This is a genomic window from Mycolicibacterium holsaticum DSM 44478 = JCM 12374 (assembly GCF_019645835.1).
Lineage (GTDB): Bacteria > Actinomycetota > Actinomycetes > Mycobacteriales > Mycobacteriaceae > Mycobacterium > Mycobacterium holsaticum.
In genome coordinates this window covers 2,246,753-2,261,187 of the sequence record NZ_CP080998.1, presented here as the reverse complement: position 1 = coordinate 2,261,187, position 14,435 = coordinate 2,246,753, and the positions used below count along the sequence as shown (strand labels likewise).

The 14,435-nt window shown below is 68.0% G+C and carries 14 protein-coding genes and 1 other RNA gene; 7 read left to right on the top strand and 8 right to left on the bottom strand.

What is annotated here, in order from left to right; translation table 11 throughout:
• Positions 1-24: 24 nt before the first annotated feature.
• Entirely contained in the window at positions 25-960 is a 936-nt protein-coding gene (locus K3U96_RS10875; RefSeq protein WP_220693013.1) for an acyl-CoA thioesterase, read from the top strand.
• A gap of 1 nt (position 961) precedes the next feature.
• A complete protein-coding gene (locus tag K3U96_RS10870) occupies positions 962-1,573 on the top strand; it encodes a TetR/AcrR family transcriptional regulator (protein ID WP_220693012.1) in 612 nt (203 codons plus the stop codon).
• A gap of 4 nt (positions 1,574-1,577) precedes the next feature.
• Here K3U96_RS10870 and K3U96_RS10865 read toward each other — a convergent pair whose 3' ends face one another.
• From K3U96_RS10865 to K3U96_RS10855, 3 genes are all read right to left on the bottom strand, one after another.
• Positions 1,578-3,119, bottom strand: coding sequence for an alpha/beta hydrolase (locus tag K3U96_RS10865; protein ID WP_220693011.1), 1,542 nt, complete (start codon positions 3,117-3,119; stop codon positions 1,578-1,580).
• 76 nt (positions 3,120-3,195) lie between these two features.
• On the bottom strand, positions 3,196-4,710 hold the full coding sequence (locus tag K3U96_RS10860; RefSeq protein WP_220693010.1) for an alpha/beta hydrolase: 1,515 nt from the start codon (positions 4,708-4,710) through the stop codon (positions 3,196-3,198).
• Positions 4,711-4,755: 45 nt separating this feature from the next.
• On the bottom strand, positions 4,756-6,147 hold the full coding sequence (locus K3U96_RS10855) for a WS/DGAT/MGAT family O-acyltransferase (RefSeq protein WP_220693009.1): 1,392 nt from the start codon (positions 6,145-6,147) through the stop codon (positions 4,756-4,758).
• Between the two features lie 158 nt (positions 6,148-6,305).
• On the opposite strand from K3U96_RS10855, the gene panB reads away from it, so the two are divergent.
• Positions 6,306-7,139 (top strand): 3-methyl-2-oxobutanoate hydroxymethyltransferase, encoded by an 834-nt coding sequence (gene panB / locus K3U96_RS10850; protein WP_220693008.1) that lies wholly within the window; start codon positions 6,306-6,308, stop codon positions 7,137-7,139.
• On the opposite strand, the gene K3U96_RS10845 is transcribed toward panB, so the two are convergent.
• Both K3U96_RS10845 and K3U96_RS10840 read right to left on the bottom strand, forming a co-directional pair.
• The gene (locus K3U96_RS10845) at positions 7,136-7,915 is read right to left on the bottom strand and encodes an enoyl-CoA hydratase/isomerase family protein (RefSeq protein WP_220693007.1); all 780 of its coding nucleotides are present in this window, start codon (positions 7,913-7,915) and stop codon (positions 7,136-7,138) included. The genes panB and K3U96_RS10845 overlap by 4 nt on opposite strands.
• 9 nt (positions 7,916-7,924) lie before the next feature.
• Entirely contained in the window at positions 7,925-9,736 is a 1,812-nt protein-coding gene (locus K3U96_RS10840; RefSeq protein ID WP_069404328.1) for a fatty acyl-AMP ligase, read from the bottom strand.
• A gap of 108 nt (positions 9,737-9,844) precedes the next feature.
• Here K3U96_RS10840 and K3U96_RS10835 point away from each other — a divergent pair, with 108 nt between their 5' ends.
• A complete protein-coding gene (locus K3U96_RS10835) occupies positions 9,845-11,347 on the top strand; it encodes a CYTH and CHAD domain-containing protein (protein WP_275085633.1) in 1,503 nt (500 codons plus the stop codon).
• Positions 11,348-11,358: 11 nt separating this feature from the next.
• On the opposite strand, the gene rnpB is transcribed toward K3U96_RS10835, so the two are convergent.
• An RNA gene (gene rnpB, locus K3U96_RS10830) (RNase P RNA component class A) lies at positions 11,359-11,763 on the bottom strand.
• A gap of 59 nt (positions 11,764-11,822) precedes the next feature.
• On the opposite strand from rnpB, the gene K3U96_RS10825 reads away from it, so the two are divergent.
• Genes K3U96_RS10825 through K3U96_RS10815 form a run of 3 tightly spaced genes read left to right on the top strand, consistent with a single transcriptional unit; the run spans position 11,823 to position 13,224 of the window.
• A complete protein-coding gene (locus K3U96_RS10825; RefSeq protein ID WP_220693005.1) occupies positions 11,823-12,272 on the top strand; it encodes a helix-turn-helix transcriptional regulator in 450 nt (149 codons plus the stop codon).
• A 16-nt stretch (positions 12,273-12,288) separates the two neighbouring features.
• A complete protein-coding gene (locus K3U96_RS10820) occupies positions 12,289-12,726 on the top strand; it encodes a VOC family protein (RefSeq protein ID WP_069404327.1) in 438 nt (145 codons plus the stop codon).
• Positions 12,727-13,224 (top strand): methyltransferase family protein, encoded by a 498-nt coding sequence (locus tag K3U96_RS10815; protein WP_069404326.1) that lies wholly within the window; start codon positions 12,727-12,729, stop codon positions 13,222-13,224.
• Here the strand turns inward: K3U96_RS10815 and K3U96_RS10810 are convergent.
• Both K3U96_RS10810 and K3U96_RS10805 read right to left on the bottom strand, forming a co-directional pair.
• Positions 13,199-13,534: a TfoX/Sxy family protein gene (locus K3U96_RS10810; protein ID WP_069404325.1), complete on the bottom strand. Its 336-nt coding sequence runs from the start codon at positions 13,532-13,534 to the stop codon at positions 13,199-13,201. The genes K3U96_RS10815 and K3U96_RS10810 overlap by 26 nt on opposite strands.
• A complete protein-coding gene (locus K3U96_RS10805; RefSeq protein WP_220693004.1) occupies positions 13,534-14,403 on the bottom strand; it encodes an alpha/beta fold hydrolase in 870 nt (289 codons plus the stop codon). The genes K3U96_RS10810 and K3U96_RS10805 overlap by 1 nt, the downstream gene beginning before the upstream one ends.
• Positions 14,404-14,435 lie beyond the last annotated feature (32 nt).

The window sequence follows — 14,435 nt, the reverse complement described above, 5'->3', positions numbered from 1 at the left end:
CAAGCATCTGGCAAGATCCACCCCGTGACGGCTGCCGGCGAAAGCGACCTGACGGGTCCACTGCGCGGGACCGCGCTGGAGAAGTCGGTGCTCGCGTCCCTCGACACACTCGAACATGCATTGAACCTGAAAGCGTTGGGCAACAATCGGTTTCAGGCGAGCAACGAACGCGACCGGTTCGGCCGGATCTTCGGTGGCCAGTTGCTGGCCCAAGCCGTATACGCCGCTTCGCGTACCGTCGACGCACACCTGCCGCACTCCCTGCACGCCTACTTCGTGCAGACCGGCACGTCTGACACACCGGTCGACATCAGCGTTGACAAGATCCGCGACGGTCGGTCGATGGCGACCCGGCAGGTCGTCATCGCGCAAGGTGACCGCACCCTGCTCACCGCGCTGGTGTCGTTCCACACCAACCCGACCGAACCCGAACTGGGCCACCAGCGGCCGGAGGTCCCGGCGCCCGAGGAGATGCCGCTGCTGCAGCACTGGGTGCACCGCGTCCCCCCGCAGCTGAGGACCAACGCGCAGAACTGGATCGACGTGCCGCCTGCACTGGAGATGCGCATCGCGGAGCCGACGAACTTCCTCGGCGGCCGGCAAACGCCGGGATCTCGGTCGCACTGGATGCGGCTGCCCCGTCCGGTCGCCGACGAACCCGCACTGCACACCGCGATGCTCGCCTATGCCAGCGATTACCTGCTGCTGGACATGGCGTTACGCAATCATCCGCAACCCACCGACTACGCCTCGATCGCCGCCGTCAGCCTCGACCACTCCCTCTGGCTGCACCGTCCCGTCCGCTTCGACCAGTGGCACCTCTACACGCAGGACGCGGTGGCGATCACCGGTCATCGTGCGCTGATTCGCGGGACCATCCGCGATGCGGCGGGCCACACGGTGGCCAGCACGTCGCAGGAAGTGCTGATCCGGCCGATCCCCGGGCGCATGCCCGACTGAGATGGCAACGCGGCGAACACCGGACGGCAGGCAGCGGCGTCGCGAACTGTGCGACGCGGGCATCCGGTTGCTCGCCGAGCATGGCGCCAAGGGGCTGAGCCATCCGCGGGTCGACCGCCAGGCCGGGGTGCCCGACGGGAGCGCCTCCTACTACTTCCGGACCCGCGCGGCCCTGATTCACGCCGTCGCCGAGCGGGTCGCCGAGCTCGACCTGGCCGATCTGCGGTCGGTCACCGAGGCCAGCGAAACCGAAGCCGACACCTCTCAACGGGATGCCGTCACGAAACTGGCTGCGGTCGTGATGAAGTCGCTGACCGGCGACGGGCTCATCCGCACCCGCGCGCGGATCGAGCTGCTGTTGCAGGCCGGTCGCGACCCGGCGATCTCCGATGTCTTCCGGGCCAGTTCGCAGACCTATCTGCGGTTGCACCGCGAGCTCGCCGAGCGGTCACAGCCGGCGAACGCCGACCCGTCGGCCGTCGACGACCGGGCACTGCTCACCGTGATGTTCATCAGCGGGCTGATGCTCAGCGCCGCGGGAAGCAGCCAACCGGTCATCACGCGGGATCGCCTGGAGCTGCTGCTCACTCAGATCGCCGACAGCGGTTCCTGAGGGGTCAGCACCGCAGCCCGTCGGGCGGCACGGCCAACTCGACGAGGAAGTTCACCACGGCGGTGTCCACGCAGGCGTCACCGTTGAAAACCACGGTGTGCTGGGTGCCCTCGAAGGTGATCAGCGAGGCCTGCATCTGGCGGGCCAGATCGACGCCGGCGGCATACGGCGTGGCCGGGTCGCCGGTGGTCGACACCACCACCACCTTGCCGGCCCCGGGTGAGGACGCGGGCCGCGGTGACGAGGTCGGCGGCGCCGGCCACATCGCGCACACGTCGCGCGGTGCGAACCCGGTGAAGCCGCCGTAGGAGATGAACGGCGCCACCTGACGGACCTGGGCGTCCGCCGCCACCCACGACGCGGTGTCGGTCGGGTACGGCGCGTCGACGCAACGGATGGCCAGAAACGCGTCCTGCTGGTTGGCGTAGTGCCCGGACTTGTCGCGGCGCTGGTAGTCGTCGGCCAGCAGCAGCAGGTCGCCGGCGTCGGTGCCGCGCGCCAGGCCCAGCAGCCCGCTGGTCAGGTACTTCCAGTAGCGCTGGGAGTAGAGCGCGTTGACCGTTCCGGTGATCGCGTCGGCGTAGCTCAGCCCCCGCGGATCGGAGGTGTAGGCCGGTCGCTGCACCAACGGGTCGACCAACTGGCGGTAGCGGGCGACGAACTGCGTCGGATCGGTGCCCAGCGGGCAACCCGTCGACTTCGCGCAGTCCGCCGCATAGTCCCCGAAAGCCCGCTGGAAACCGGCCATTTGGCGCATCCTGGCGGCGATGGGAGCCAATCCGGGGTTGATCGCGCCGTCGAGCACCATGGCCCGCACCCGGACACCGAAGAGGTCGGCGTACGCCGCGCCGAGTTGGGTGCCGTAGGAGAAGCCCAGATAGTTGATCTGGTCCTCGCCGAGCGCAGCGCGCACGACGTCCATATCGCGGGCCGCCGACGCGGTGCCGACGTTGGCCAGGAACTCCAAACCCATCTTGTCGACACACATCCGGGCGAAGTGCGCGTACACCTGCTCGATATGCGCGACGCCTGCCGGACTGTAGTCGGCCAACGGTTCGCGGCGGTAGGCGTCGAACTCGGCGTCGGTGCGGCAGCGCAACTGCGGGGTGGAATGCCCGACACCGCGCGGGTCGAAGCCCACCAGGTCGAAGCGACGGCCGATTTCGGTGTCGGCCAGCGCGGCGCCCATGCCCGCGACGGTGTTCACCGCCGAAGCGCCGGGGCCGCCGGGATTGACCATCAGCACCCCGATCCGGTCACCGCTGGCGGGCACCCGGATCACCGCCAATTCGGCTTGGGCGGTTTGTGGATCGGCGGCGTCGCTCCAGTCGACGGGCACCGCGACCGTGGCGCACTGCGCGGTGGGAATCCTGGCAGGGTCGGTGATCCACTGTTGGCAACCGCCCCAGACCGGCGGCGTGCCGTACCGCGCGGCGGTCTGCCCGTCAGGTGCGGCCGAGGCACTCGGCAGGGCCGTCGGCACGGCAAACGTCATCGCCAACACGACGATGCACAACAGCCGTCCCACCCGCCACATGGCAGCCATCGTGGCACGCGCGGGGGGCGCCGCCGGCACCCGCTATCCAACGGTGACCGGGATGTGATCTGGCGTCGCGCTGGGGTCAGCGGCAGCGGGTGCCCACCGGGGGCACCGTCACGTCGATCAGGTAGCGCGCCGCGATGTCGTCGACGCACTGATTGCCCTGGAACACCACGGTGTGCTGGGTGCCCTCGTAGGTGAGCAGGGTGCCGCCGAGCTGTTTGGCCAACTCTTCGCCGGCCTGATACGGCGTGGCCGGATCATTGGTCGTCGACACCACCAGCACCGGCGGCAGCCCGTCGACCGAGATCTCGTGGGGTTCGCTTGTCGGCGGCACCGGCCAGAACGCGCAGGTGCTCAACGGCGCGTGGCCGGTGAATTCGCCGTAGCTCAAGAACGGCGCCGCCTCGCGGACCCGCCTGTCCTCCTCGACGACCTTGGCGCGGTCGGTCACCGCGGGTTTGTCGACACAGTTGACCGCCACCCGCGCGTCGGTCGAGTTGTTGTAGTGCCCGTTCTGGTCGCGGCCCATGTAGAGATCGGCCAGCGCCAGCATGGTGTCGCCTGTGCCGTCCTTGAGTTCGCTCAGCGCCTGGGTGAGATGGCGCCACAGGTTCGGCGAGTACAGCGGCAGGATCGTGCCGACGATCGCGTCGGAGTAGCTCAGCCCGCGCGGGTCCCTGGTTTTCGCCGGCTTGTCCACCAGCGGGTCGACCAGGCTGTGGAACACGTCGTTGGCCTTGGCGGGGTCCTCGCCGAGCGGGCAGTCCGGTTGGGTGCGCGCGCAGTCGGCGGCGAAGTCGTTGAACGCGGTCTGGAAGGCCGCCGCCTGTCGGACGTTGGCCTCGACCGGGTCGGCGTTGGGGTCGACGGCGCCGTCGAGGATCATCGCCCGGACCTTGTCGGGATAGTTCTCGGCGTACGTCGAGCCGATCCGGGTGCCGTAGGAGTAGCCCAGATAGGTCAGCTTCTCGTCGCCGACGGCCTGGCGGATCGCGTCGAGGTCCTTGGCCACGTTGGCGGTCCCGATGTTGGCCAGGAACTCCTCGCCCATCTTGTCCACGCAGCGCTGGACGAACTCCTTGGTCTCCTCCTCGATCTCGGCGACGCCCTTTTCGGAGTAGTCGACCTGCGGTTCAGCGCGCAACCGGTCGTTGTCGGCGTCGGAGTTGCACCACAGCGCCGGGGTGGAGTTCGCGACCCCGCGGGGGTCGAACCCGACGACGTCGAAGCGCTCACGCACCGAATCCGGCAGCGACGGGGCAACGCTGGCGGCGGCCTCCACGCCGGACTCCCCTGGCCCGCCGGGGTTGATGATCAGCGAGCCGATCTTGTCGCCGGTCGCCGGAAAGCGGATCAGCGCGATGCGGGCGACGTCACCGTCGGGGTTGTCGTAGTCGACCGGAACCGACAGCAGCCCGCATTCGGCGCCTTTGGGGACACGCGACTCCGCGCCGCCCTCCAGCTGGCACGGTGCCCACTGCACCGGGGTACCGGGCCGGGGCACCGCGATGACGGCGCGCCCGTCGACCGTCGTGCTGCAGCCGGCGACGAGCAGCAGCGTTGCGGTCGCGAGGACCCCGATCCTGAGGTTCATGGCTCCACATGCTGCCATGACCCCGAAGATGTGCTGGCAGGGCGGTTATCGGGTGGCGGCGAGCAACTCGTCGAGCGCGGCCTGGAAATCGTCGGCCATATCCCACAGATCGGGCAGCAATTCGGGGCACGACACGATCCCGACGTCGAGCTTTCCGTTCAGCGACATCACGGTGATGTTCAACCCGGAGCCGTGGAAGATCGGCCCCAGCGGATACATGGCCTTGGCCTCACATCCCAGGTAGTACAGCGGCACCTGGGGGCCGGGCACGTTGGAGATGACGAGGTTGTGCACCGGCCTGGCCCCGCTCAACCGGCTCGCGGCGTACACCCGCATCGCGGCCCCGAACACCGCAGGCGCGGCGAACTGTGTCCAGTCCTGCAGCAGCGTCGCCCCGATTGCCGAACTATGCTGTTTGGCAACCGAATTGGCTTCGGAGATGGATTTCAGCCGTTCGGCCGGGTCCTTGATGTGGGTCTCCAACCGAGAGAACATGCCCGACACCTGGTTGCGGCCCGGCCGGTCGGATTTTTCGTGTACCGACACCGGAACCATCGCCACCAGCGAGTGCTCCGGCAGCGCGCCGCGGTCGTCGAGGAACTTGCGAAGCACACCGGAGACCAGCGCCATCACCACGTCGTTGACCTTCACCCCGAAGTGGTTCTTGACCGTCTTGATGTCCTCGAGGTCGAGCTCGGCGAACGCGATGTTGCGGTGCGCGGTGACGTTGGCGTTGAACACGGTCTGCGGGGCCGAAAACGGTGTCGCCATGGTGAGCCCGGAGCGCGCGCGGCGCACGGTGTCCACCACCGAGGTCACGGTGCCCGGCAACGCGTTGACGAGCTTGAGCGGTCGGGTGGCGAACTTGAGCGCGCCGCTGACCGCGATCTCGAGCGAGCTGGCGTCGCCGGAGCCGTCGACCGGATCGGGCGGGGGCGCGTCGGGTTCGGTGCTGCACAGCTGCGACATCATGCTGGCGCCGGTGACCCCGTCGACCCCGGCGTGGTGCACCTTGGTCATCACCACCAGGCGTCCGCCCTCGTAGGGGTTGGTGCCGTCGATGTTCTCGATCACCCACTTCTCCCACAGCGGACGGCTGCGGTCGAGCGGCAATGATGCGATGTGCCCGCAGATTTCGGCGAGCTCCCGGCTGCCCCCTGGCCCGGGCAGCCCGATGCGGTGCAGGTGATGGTCGACGACGAAATCCCGGTCTTCGACCCACACCGGATGGTCGAGGTTGAAGCGGCTGTCGGCCAGCTTCTCGCGGAACTGCGGCATCGCCTTGATCCGCTCGTTCAACGACGCGCGGAACCGGTCGAACGAGTACCCGCCGGGCATGGTCGACGTGTCGAGTTCCAGGATCGAGCACACATGCAGTGGCTGGGTGGCGGTTTCAAGGTATAGAAAGCTGGCGTCGAGTCCACTGAGCCGCTGCATTCCGCCGATGGTAGGCGGGTCGGGCGCGGGTGTGAGGAAATCCACTCAACCCGTCTTTTAACTTTCCGCGGCGCAGTGGCAGACTGACGGGGTCAGACGAACCCGGGGACCGTTTTCGGCCTCGAGGATTCGACCCGACCACCCATTAGGGGACAACGATGTCTGAGCAGACCGTGTACGGCGCTGCCTCCGCACCGCGGACCAAAACACGCATCCACCACCTTGCGAAGTGGAAGGCCGAGGGCCACAAGTGGGCCATGCTGACGGCCTACGACTACTCCACCGCAGCCATATTCGACGACGCAGGCATCCCGGTGCTGCTGGTCGGCGATTCGGCAGCCAACGTGGTCTACGGCTACGACACCACCGTGCCGGTGACCATCGACGAACTCATCCCGCTGGTGCGCGGTGTGGTGCGCGGCGCACCGCACGCTTTGGTGGTCGCCGACCTGCCGTTCGGCAGCTATGAGGAAAGCCCGGCACGTGCCCTGGCGACCGCCACCCGGTTCCTCAAAGAGACCGGGGCGCACGCGGTCAAGCTCGAAGGCGGCGAGCGCGTCGCCGATCAGATCGCCACGATCAGTGCCGCAGGCATCCCGGTGATGGCGCACATCGGCTTCACCCCGCAGAGCGTGAACGGGCTGGGCGGCTTCCGTGTCCAGGGCCGCGGCGACGGCGCCGAGCAGACCATCCACGATGCGATCGCGGTGCAGGAGGCCGGCGCGTTCAGCGTCGTCATGGAGATGGTGCCCGCCGAACTGGCCACCCAGATCACCGGCAAGCTGACCATCCCCACCATCGGGATCGGCGCCGGACCCAATTGCGACGCCCAGGTGCTGGTCTGGCAGGACATGGCCGGGCTCACCAACGGCAAAACGGCCAAATTTGTCAAGCGTTTCGGCGATGTGGGTGCCGAATTACGCCGTGCTGCAACGCAGTACGCCGATGAGGTCGCCAGCGGGGTGTTCCCCGCCGACGAGCACTCGTTCTAGGCGAACTCAGCTTTCCGTTTGGCGAGGAACGCGTCGACGCCTTCGCGGCCGTCGGCGGAGTTGGCGCGCTGGGCGATCAGCCGGCTCTCGTGTTCCATCTGCTCTTCCAGCCCGTTCTTGAAGGTGCCCAGCAGTAGCTGCTTGACGCCACCGTTGGATCCCGCGCAGCTGGCCGCCATTTGGTCCGCGAGTTGCGCGGTCCGGTCGGCCAGCTCGGCGTCGGCGACGACCTCGGTGACCAGCCCCCACTGCGACGCCTCCTGCGCCGGAAGGGTGCGGTTGGTCAGCATGAGTTCCTTGGCCTTGGTGACGCCGATCAGCCGCGGCAGGAAGTAGGACGCACTGCCGTCGGGGCTGAGCCCGACCCGGGTGTAGGCCATCGTGAACGACGCGGACTCGGCGGCCAGCACCAGGTCGCCGGTGACGGCGAGGGAGAAGCCGGCCCCCGCCGCGGTGCCGTTGACCGACGTGATCAGCACGGCGTTCATCCGCGCGAAGCTCGAGATGGCACGGTGCAGATCATCGGCGACGCCCTTGACGTGCTGACCGCGGTCAGGTGCCGTGGCGAAGTCCTTCAGATCGCCTCCGGCGCAGAAGAACCGTCCCGACCCGGTGATGACGACGACTTTGGTCGCGTCGGTGTCACATTGTTTTGCCGCGTCGGCCAGCTCGCGAGTCATGGTGGCGTTCATGCCGTTTGCCGCGTCGGGCCGGTTCAACGTGATCTGCGCGATGGCCCCGGACCGCTCGAACTTGATGGTGTCGTATTCGCTCACCCCTGGACCTTAACCGGCTACCGGACCCAACTTGCCTTCCAGGTATTCGGCCCGGCACGCACGGCGGGCCAGCTTGCCGCTGGTGGTCCGTGGGATAGTGCCCGCGGCAACCAGTTTCACGTCGGCGACGGGGAGCGCGTGATGGCGCGACACGGCGGCGCGGATCGCATCGGCCACCGGCTGCGGATCGGCCTTGCCTGCGCCGGGGGCACGCTCGGCCACGATCACCAGCCGTTCGCCGTTGCCGTCGGGGATCCCGAACGCGACGACGAAGCCGGCGCGCACCGCGGGCGAGACCCCGGCCGCAGTCGCCTCCAGGTCCTGCGGATAGTGGTTGCGGCCGTCGACGATGATCATGTCCTTGATCCGCCCGACGATGTAGAGCCCGCCGTCGTGGTACATGCCCAGGTCACCGGTGCGCAGCCAGTATCCGCCCGAGGGCGCGCCCTCGGCGTGGCTGTCGACGTCCAGCCGCGACTGCAGCTTGTTCTGGAAGACCGCCTCGGTCTGGTCGGCGCGGCCCCAGTAGCCCCGCCCGATGTTGGCGCCGTGCAGCCAGATCTCACCGACCTGGCCGTCGGGCAGTTCGGTGCCCGTGTTCGGGTCGACGATGACGGCCCACTGGCTGCGGGCCACCCGGCCGCACGACACCTGGGGCACCGCGTTTTCGGCGTCGGGTGGCACCTCGACGGCACGTCCGGCGCCCAGCTGCTCGCGGTCGAGGTAGACCGCCTTGGGTTCGGCGTCGGGTGCGATCGTGGAGACGAACAGGGTGGCCTCGGCCATCCCGTAGGACGGCTTGATCGTGGTCGGCGGCAGACCGTAGGGGCCGAAGGCCTCGTTGAACTTGTCGATCGAGCCGATGCTGACCGGCTCGGAGCCGTTGATCAGCCCGCCGACGTTGCTCAGGTCGAGATGTTCGCCCTTGGGCGGCAGGCCGCGCTGCGCGGCGAGCTCGAACGCGAAATTCGGTGCGGCGGCGAATGTCCGGCCGTATTTCGACTCGGCCGCGAGCTCACGGATCCACCGGTAGGGCCGGCGGACGAACGCCATCGGTGACATCAGGCTGAGCTGGCCCCCGCATAGCGCGGGGAACATCACCATCAGCAGACCCATGTCGTGGAACAGCGGTAACCAGCTGACGCTGCGGATGTCGTGGTCCAGACCGACCGAAAGGACCATCTGCGCGACGTTGGTGCAGACCGCCCGGTGGGTGACCTCCACACCCGCCGGTGTGCGGGTGGAACCGGAGGTGTACTGCAGGTACGCGATGTCGTCGGTACCGGCCTCGAACGGGGTGAACAACTCCCCCACGCTGTCGGGCAGGGCGTCGACCGCGATGACCCGCGGCCTGCGGCCCCGCGGAACGGCGACCAGAGACTCGTGCACGGCTTCGGCGCCCTCGGTGCTGGTCAACACCACCGTCGGTTCGGCGTCGCCGATCACCGCGCGCAGCCGTTCGGCGTGTCCGGGCAGTTCGGGGGCGAACAGCGGCACCGCGATATTGCCTGCGGCGATCGCGGCGAACAGGCCCACTATGTAGTCGATGCCCTGGGGCGCCAGGATGGCCACGCGGTCCCCTGGCGAGGTGACCTGCTGAAGCCGTGCCCCGACCGCGCGCAGGCGGACGTCAAGCTGGTGCCAGGTCAGCTCGACGGGGCTGCCGTCTGGGTCGGCCCGATAGTCCAGGAACCGAAAGGCGACCGAATCACGCAGCTCAGCGATGTTGCTCTCGAGATGCGACGTCAGCGTGACGCCCTCGGGAATGACAATATGGCCCTCGGAGTCCAGGTAGTCCTCGATCGATCCCCCAAGTTTCATAAGTACAGTTTAAGACTGTAAGCAAGCTCTAAGCCGCATATGCCTACTGAATGGCATCACGGGTACCCGCGCAGAAGCCGGCGCCCGGCTCACCCGAGATGTGGCACGCTGGCCGGTGTGGCTGCCAACACCAACCGATACACCGAGGTAGAGCGCAAATTCGACGTGCTCGAGTCCACGGTTTCGCCGTCGTTCGACGGCCTTGCGTTGGTCGCGCGGATAGAGCGCACCCCGTCACACACGCTGGATGCTGTGTATTACGACACGCCGGGACGTGATCTGGCGGGCCGCCGGATCACCCTGCGGCGGCGCACCGGGGGGTCCGACGAGGGTTGGCATCTCAAGCTCCCGGCCGGCCAGGGCGCCCGCACCGAGGTGCGTATGCCGCTGGGCACCGCCGCCGACGAGGTGCCCGACGAGTTGCGCGACGTTGTGCTGGCCATCGTGCGCGACCGCCCGCTGGTGCCCGTCGCGCGCATCACGACGAACCGTGCCGTCGACTATCTGTACGACGTCGACGGCGCGGTCATCGCCGAATTCTGCGACGACGCCGTGAACGCGTGGGCGCAGGGCGACGACGGCGAGCAACGCTGGCGCGAATGGGAGATCGAACTGGCCGAAGGCATCGGCGACGACGGTGCCGACCTGCTTGAGCGGCTCGGCAACCGCCTGCTGGACGCGGGCGCCGAACCGGCCGAGCACGGGTCGAAGCTGGCGCGGGTGCTGGCCGGCGCGCCGCAGACAGCCGACGAGTCGAAGGCCAAACCCCGCGCGCGCGATCCGCTGCACCGGGCGGTGGCCGAGCAGGTCGAGCAGCTTCTGGTGTGGGACCGCGCGGTGCGTGAGGATGCGCACGACTCGGTGCATCAGATGCGGGTGGCGACGCGCAAGATCCGCAGCCTGCTGCAGTCGGCCAAGGATGCGTTCGGTGTGTCGGACGGGTCGCCGAACGCGTGGATACTCGAGGAGCTCAGGGCGCTGGCCGCTGTGCTGGGTGGGGCCCGCGACGCCGAGGTGCTCGCGGAGCGCTACGAGCACGCACTGGATGGCCTGCCTGCCGAGTTGGTGCGCGGGCCGGTGCGCGAACGGCTGGTCGAGGGCGCCAGGCGGCAGTACGCGGCGGGCCTGCGGCGCGCTCTGCTGGCGATGCGCTCACCGCGCTACTTCCGGCTGCTCGACGGGCTGGACAGCCTGCTCGCCGCCGGACCGCCGGCGCACCGGGACACCGATGCGGTGACCGTCGACGCGGCCTACAAGCGGGTCCGCAAGGCGGCCAAGGTCGCCGCCAAGGCGGCCGCGGCCGACCGCAACGAGGCGCTGCACCGAATCCGCAAGGGTGCCAAGCGTCTTCGCTACACGGCAGCCGCCACGGGCGCCGACAAGGTGTCCGACCGCGCAAAGACCGTCCAGACCCTGCTGGGCGATCACCAGGACAGCGTCGTCAGCCGCAACCACCTGAGCCGGCAGGCCGCGGCCGCCCACGCCGCCGGCGAGGACACGTTCACCTACGGTCTGCTGTACCAGCTTGAGGACGATTTGGCGCGTCGCTCACACGAGCAGCTCGACGAGGCGCTGAAGAAGTTGCGCAAGGCGGTGCGCCGGAAACGGTGAGCCCCGAGGGGCGGATGAGTTGGCCTGTAAGCCGGATTCTGTCCCTCACCGCCGTGTATGACCACGACGGCGAAGCGGCGACCATCCATCTGGGCACACCGTCGCCGGGTGCCTCGAGCGGCCTACCCGCAGGCTCGGGCGAGCAACCCTCGGGCGCCTGCGCGGCCGCAACCAGGTTGCGGCCTTCTTGGCCTTGCTTCGGGTGGGGTTTGCCTAGCCACTCCGGTCACCCGGAGTGCTGGTGCGCTCTTACCGCACCGTTTCACCCTTACCACCGCGATGGTGGCGGTCTGTTTTCTGTGGCACTTTCCCGCGAGTCACCTCGGATTGCCGTTAACAATCACCCTGCTCTGTGAAGTCCGGACTTTCCTCGAAACCCAGGTCTCCCCGGATCCCGCGGCCGCCCGGCCAACTCATCCGCACCAACAACGTACTGTGCCGCGCGCAGATTCCGCGAACACGCATACTTGACCGCATGGCACAGGTGCCCCCAGCCCGTTACCTGATGCGAGCCAAGGACCTGGTCGACGCGCGCTACGCGGAGCCGATCACGGTCGATGACCTGGCCGCCGCGGCCGGCCTGTCGCGGGCCCATTTCAGCCGGATGTTCACCCGCACGTTCGGTGAATCGCCGCGGTCGTATCTGCAGACGCGGCGGCTGGAGCGCGCGGCCTCGCTGCTTCGTCACACCGACCGCTCCGTCGCCGATATCTGCGTGATGGTGGGCCTGCAGAGCGTGGGGTCGTTCACGACGAGTTTCGCGCGCGTCTACGGTCTGCCGCCCGCCGCGTATCGGGCCAGCATGCCGCCGGCGGCGGTCCATGCGCGGGTACCGAGTTGCATCCTGGCGCGCGATACCCGCCCGCCCGCCGACAGACGGGTTCGCAAGACAGCACACGGGGAGAAGACGCCCGGCGACGGCTGACCGTAGCGTCGTGGCCATGATCAGAATCGCAAGTGCCCATCTGTGGGTTCACGACCAGGAAGTCGCCCTTAAATTCTGGACCGAGAAGGTCGGAATGGAAGTGCGCCAGGACGTTTCGCTGCCCGATCTCGACGACACCTTCCGCTGGCTGACGGTCGGCCCGCCCGGCCAGGACGACGTGTCGATTGTGCTGATGGCGGTGCCCGGTGAGCCGGTGATGGACGACGCCACCCGCGCGCAGGTACTGGATCTGACCGCGAAAGGCTTCGCCGGCACCATCTTCCTCACCACCGAGGACTGCCAGGCCAGTTACGAGCAGTTGAAGGCCCGCGGCGTCGAGTTCACCGAAGAACCGCACCAGATGCCGTACGGCATCGACTGCGGGTTCCGCGACCCGTCGGGCAACAGTGTGCGACTGACCCAACTGGCAGACATTCCGGTCAATACCGGCTAGATGCGTAAGCGCACCGCTGCATTGGGTTCGGCGGCATTCTTTGCCGTCGCCCCCGGTACGTTCGTCGGCTTGGGCCCGTGGCTGATCACCCGCTGGGAGATCCCCGGGCCCAGCCCGACGCTACGGGTGATCATCGGTGCGGTGATGGTGGTGGTCGGTTTGATCCCGCCGATCCACGCCTTCATCGAGTTCGCGAAGGCCGGCGGCACACCGATGCCCGTCGCGCCGACCGAGCAGCTGGTGGTCACCGGCTTCAATCGCTTTGTGCGCAACCCGATGTACGTCGGGTTACTGGTTGCGATTCTCGGCCAGGCGGTACTGTTCGACAGCCTGTGGTTGGTGTTGTACGCCGTGCTCGGGTGGATCGCCACAGCGTCGTTCGTGCGCTGGTACGAGGAACCGACGCTGGTGCGCACCTACGGCGAACAGTACGAGGAGTATCGGCGCAACGTGCCTGCGTGGACGCCGCGGCTCACCCCGTGGACGCCGTCAAGCTAGCCGCGACTGTTCCGACGGCAATCCACTCTGCGAGTTGACTTTCCGATTGCAGGTGTTGCGGCTCGACGTGCAGCCAGCCCCGCATGGTGCGGCCCTTCATCTCCATGGGTTGTGCGGCGGTAGTCGCCAGTAACCGGTCCGCGTTCTCGGCGCCGACTCGAACCAGGAGCCCACCCTGCCCGCTGGCCGCGACCGCCATCCGCCCGGCGAGCAGGAAGGCCAACCCGCCGAACATCGGTTGTTCACGCACGGTGGGGTTATCTGCGAGCAGCGCCCGTACCCGGGCAGCCAGCGCGACGTCGTAGGCCATTACGTCGCGTACCAATCGCGGATCGCGGCAGCGAACCGTTCGGGCGCGTCGGACGGGACGAAGTGGCCTGCCCCTTCGACGATGACGGTGTGGTGATCGGTGAACGTCGATTCCCAGCGTCGCCGGTCGTTGTCGCCGAATGCGATGTCGGCGTCGCCCCAGATGATCAGGGTCGGCAGGGCGGCGAGGTCGGCAAGCCCGGCCTCGATGTCGGCGAGAAACGCACGGCTGCCGGTGATCTCGCGGGGAAAGACCGCTGAAGCATGTCGCCGTGCTGGGCTGTCGAGGGCGTTGCGGTAGTGGGCCATCTCCGCGTCGGTGGGCTTGGTCAGACGGTGGCCGGCGGGGATCATCACGTTGACGAACAGATTGAACCGACGGATCAGCAGGCGTCCGAGCGGGCCACCCATGGCACGGGACATCAGCGTTGCGGGCAGCGCGTCGGCCGGCCACCCCGCGGTGTTGGCCAGCACCAGTCGGGCGAATCGGTGCCGAAATCGCTGCACCGTGGCCAACCCGATGGGACCACCCCAGTCATGGGCCACCAGCGCGACGGCGGTGAGCCCGAGGGTTTCGACGAATTCGGCGGTCACTTTCGCGTGTTCGGCGGGCAGGAACCGATATCCGCGCGCCGCTGTCGACAGGCCGAATCCGGGGTAGTCCACAGCGATACAACGGAATTCGTCGCGCAGGGACGCGATCACGTCGCGATACAAGAACGACCATGTCGGGTTGCCGTGCAGGAACAGCAACGTCGGACCGGATCCTTCGTCGACGTAGTGGACGCGGTGTCCGGCGATGTCGAGGTATCGACTGTCGAACGGGAACAGTGTGTCGTCGACCCAGGCGGGTCGGTGCGTGACGGTCATTGCGTACCCCTTCGCAGGCACTTGATATAATC

Excerpts from the sequence above, each read along its gene's own strand:
- K3U96_RS10865 (WP_220693011.1), bottom strand. The coding sequence starts at position 3,119 with ATGGCTGCCATGTGGCGGGTGGGACGGCTGTTGTGCATCGTCGTGTTG.
- K3U96_RS10825 (WP_220693005.1), top strand. The coding sequence starts at position 11,823 with ATGGCACAGGTGCCCCCAGCCCGTTACCTGATGCGAGCCAAGGACCTG.
- K3U96_RS10840 (WP_069404328.1), bottom strand. The coding sequence starts at position 9,736 with ATGAAACTTGGGGGATCGATCGAGGACTACCTGGACTCCGAGGGCCAT.
- K3U96_RS10815 (WP_069404326.1), top strand. The coding sequence starts at position 12,727 with ATGCGTAAGCGCACCGCTGCATTGGGTTCGGCGGCATTCTTTGCCGTC.
- K3U96_RS10870 (WP_220693012.1), top strand. The coding sequence starts at position 962 with ATGGCAACGCGGCGAACACCGGACGGCAGGCAGCGGCGTCGCGAACTG.
- K3U96_RS10860 (WP_220693010.1), bottom strand. The coding sequence starts at position 4,710 with ATGAACCTCAGGATCGGGGTCCTCGCGACCGCAACGCTGCTGCTCGTC.
- K3U96_RS10820 (WP_069404327.1), top strand. The coding sequence starts at position 12,289 with ATGATCAGAATCGCAAGTGCCCATCTGTGGGTTCACGACCAGGAAGTC.
- panB (WP_220693008.1), top strand. The coding sequence starts at position 6,306 with ATGTCTGAGCAGACCGTGTACGGCGCTGCCTCCGCACCGCGGACCAAA.
- K3U96_RS10810 (WP_069404325.1), bottom strand. The coding sequence starts at position 13,534 with ATGGCCTACGACGTCGCGCTGGCTGCCCGGGTACGGGCGCTGCTCGCA.
- K3U96_RS10855 (WP_220693009.1), bottom strand. The coding sequence starts at position 6,147 with ATGCAGCGGCTCAGTGGACTCGACGCCAGCTTTCTATACCTTGAAACC.
- K3U96_RS10805 (WP_220693004.1), bottom strand. The coding sequence starts at position 14,403 with ATGACCGTCACGCACCGACCCGCCTGGGTCGACGACACACTGTTCCCG.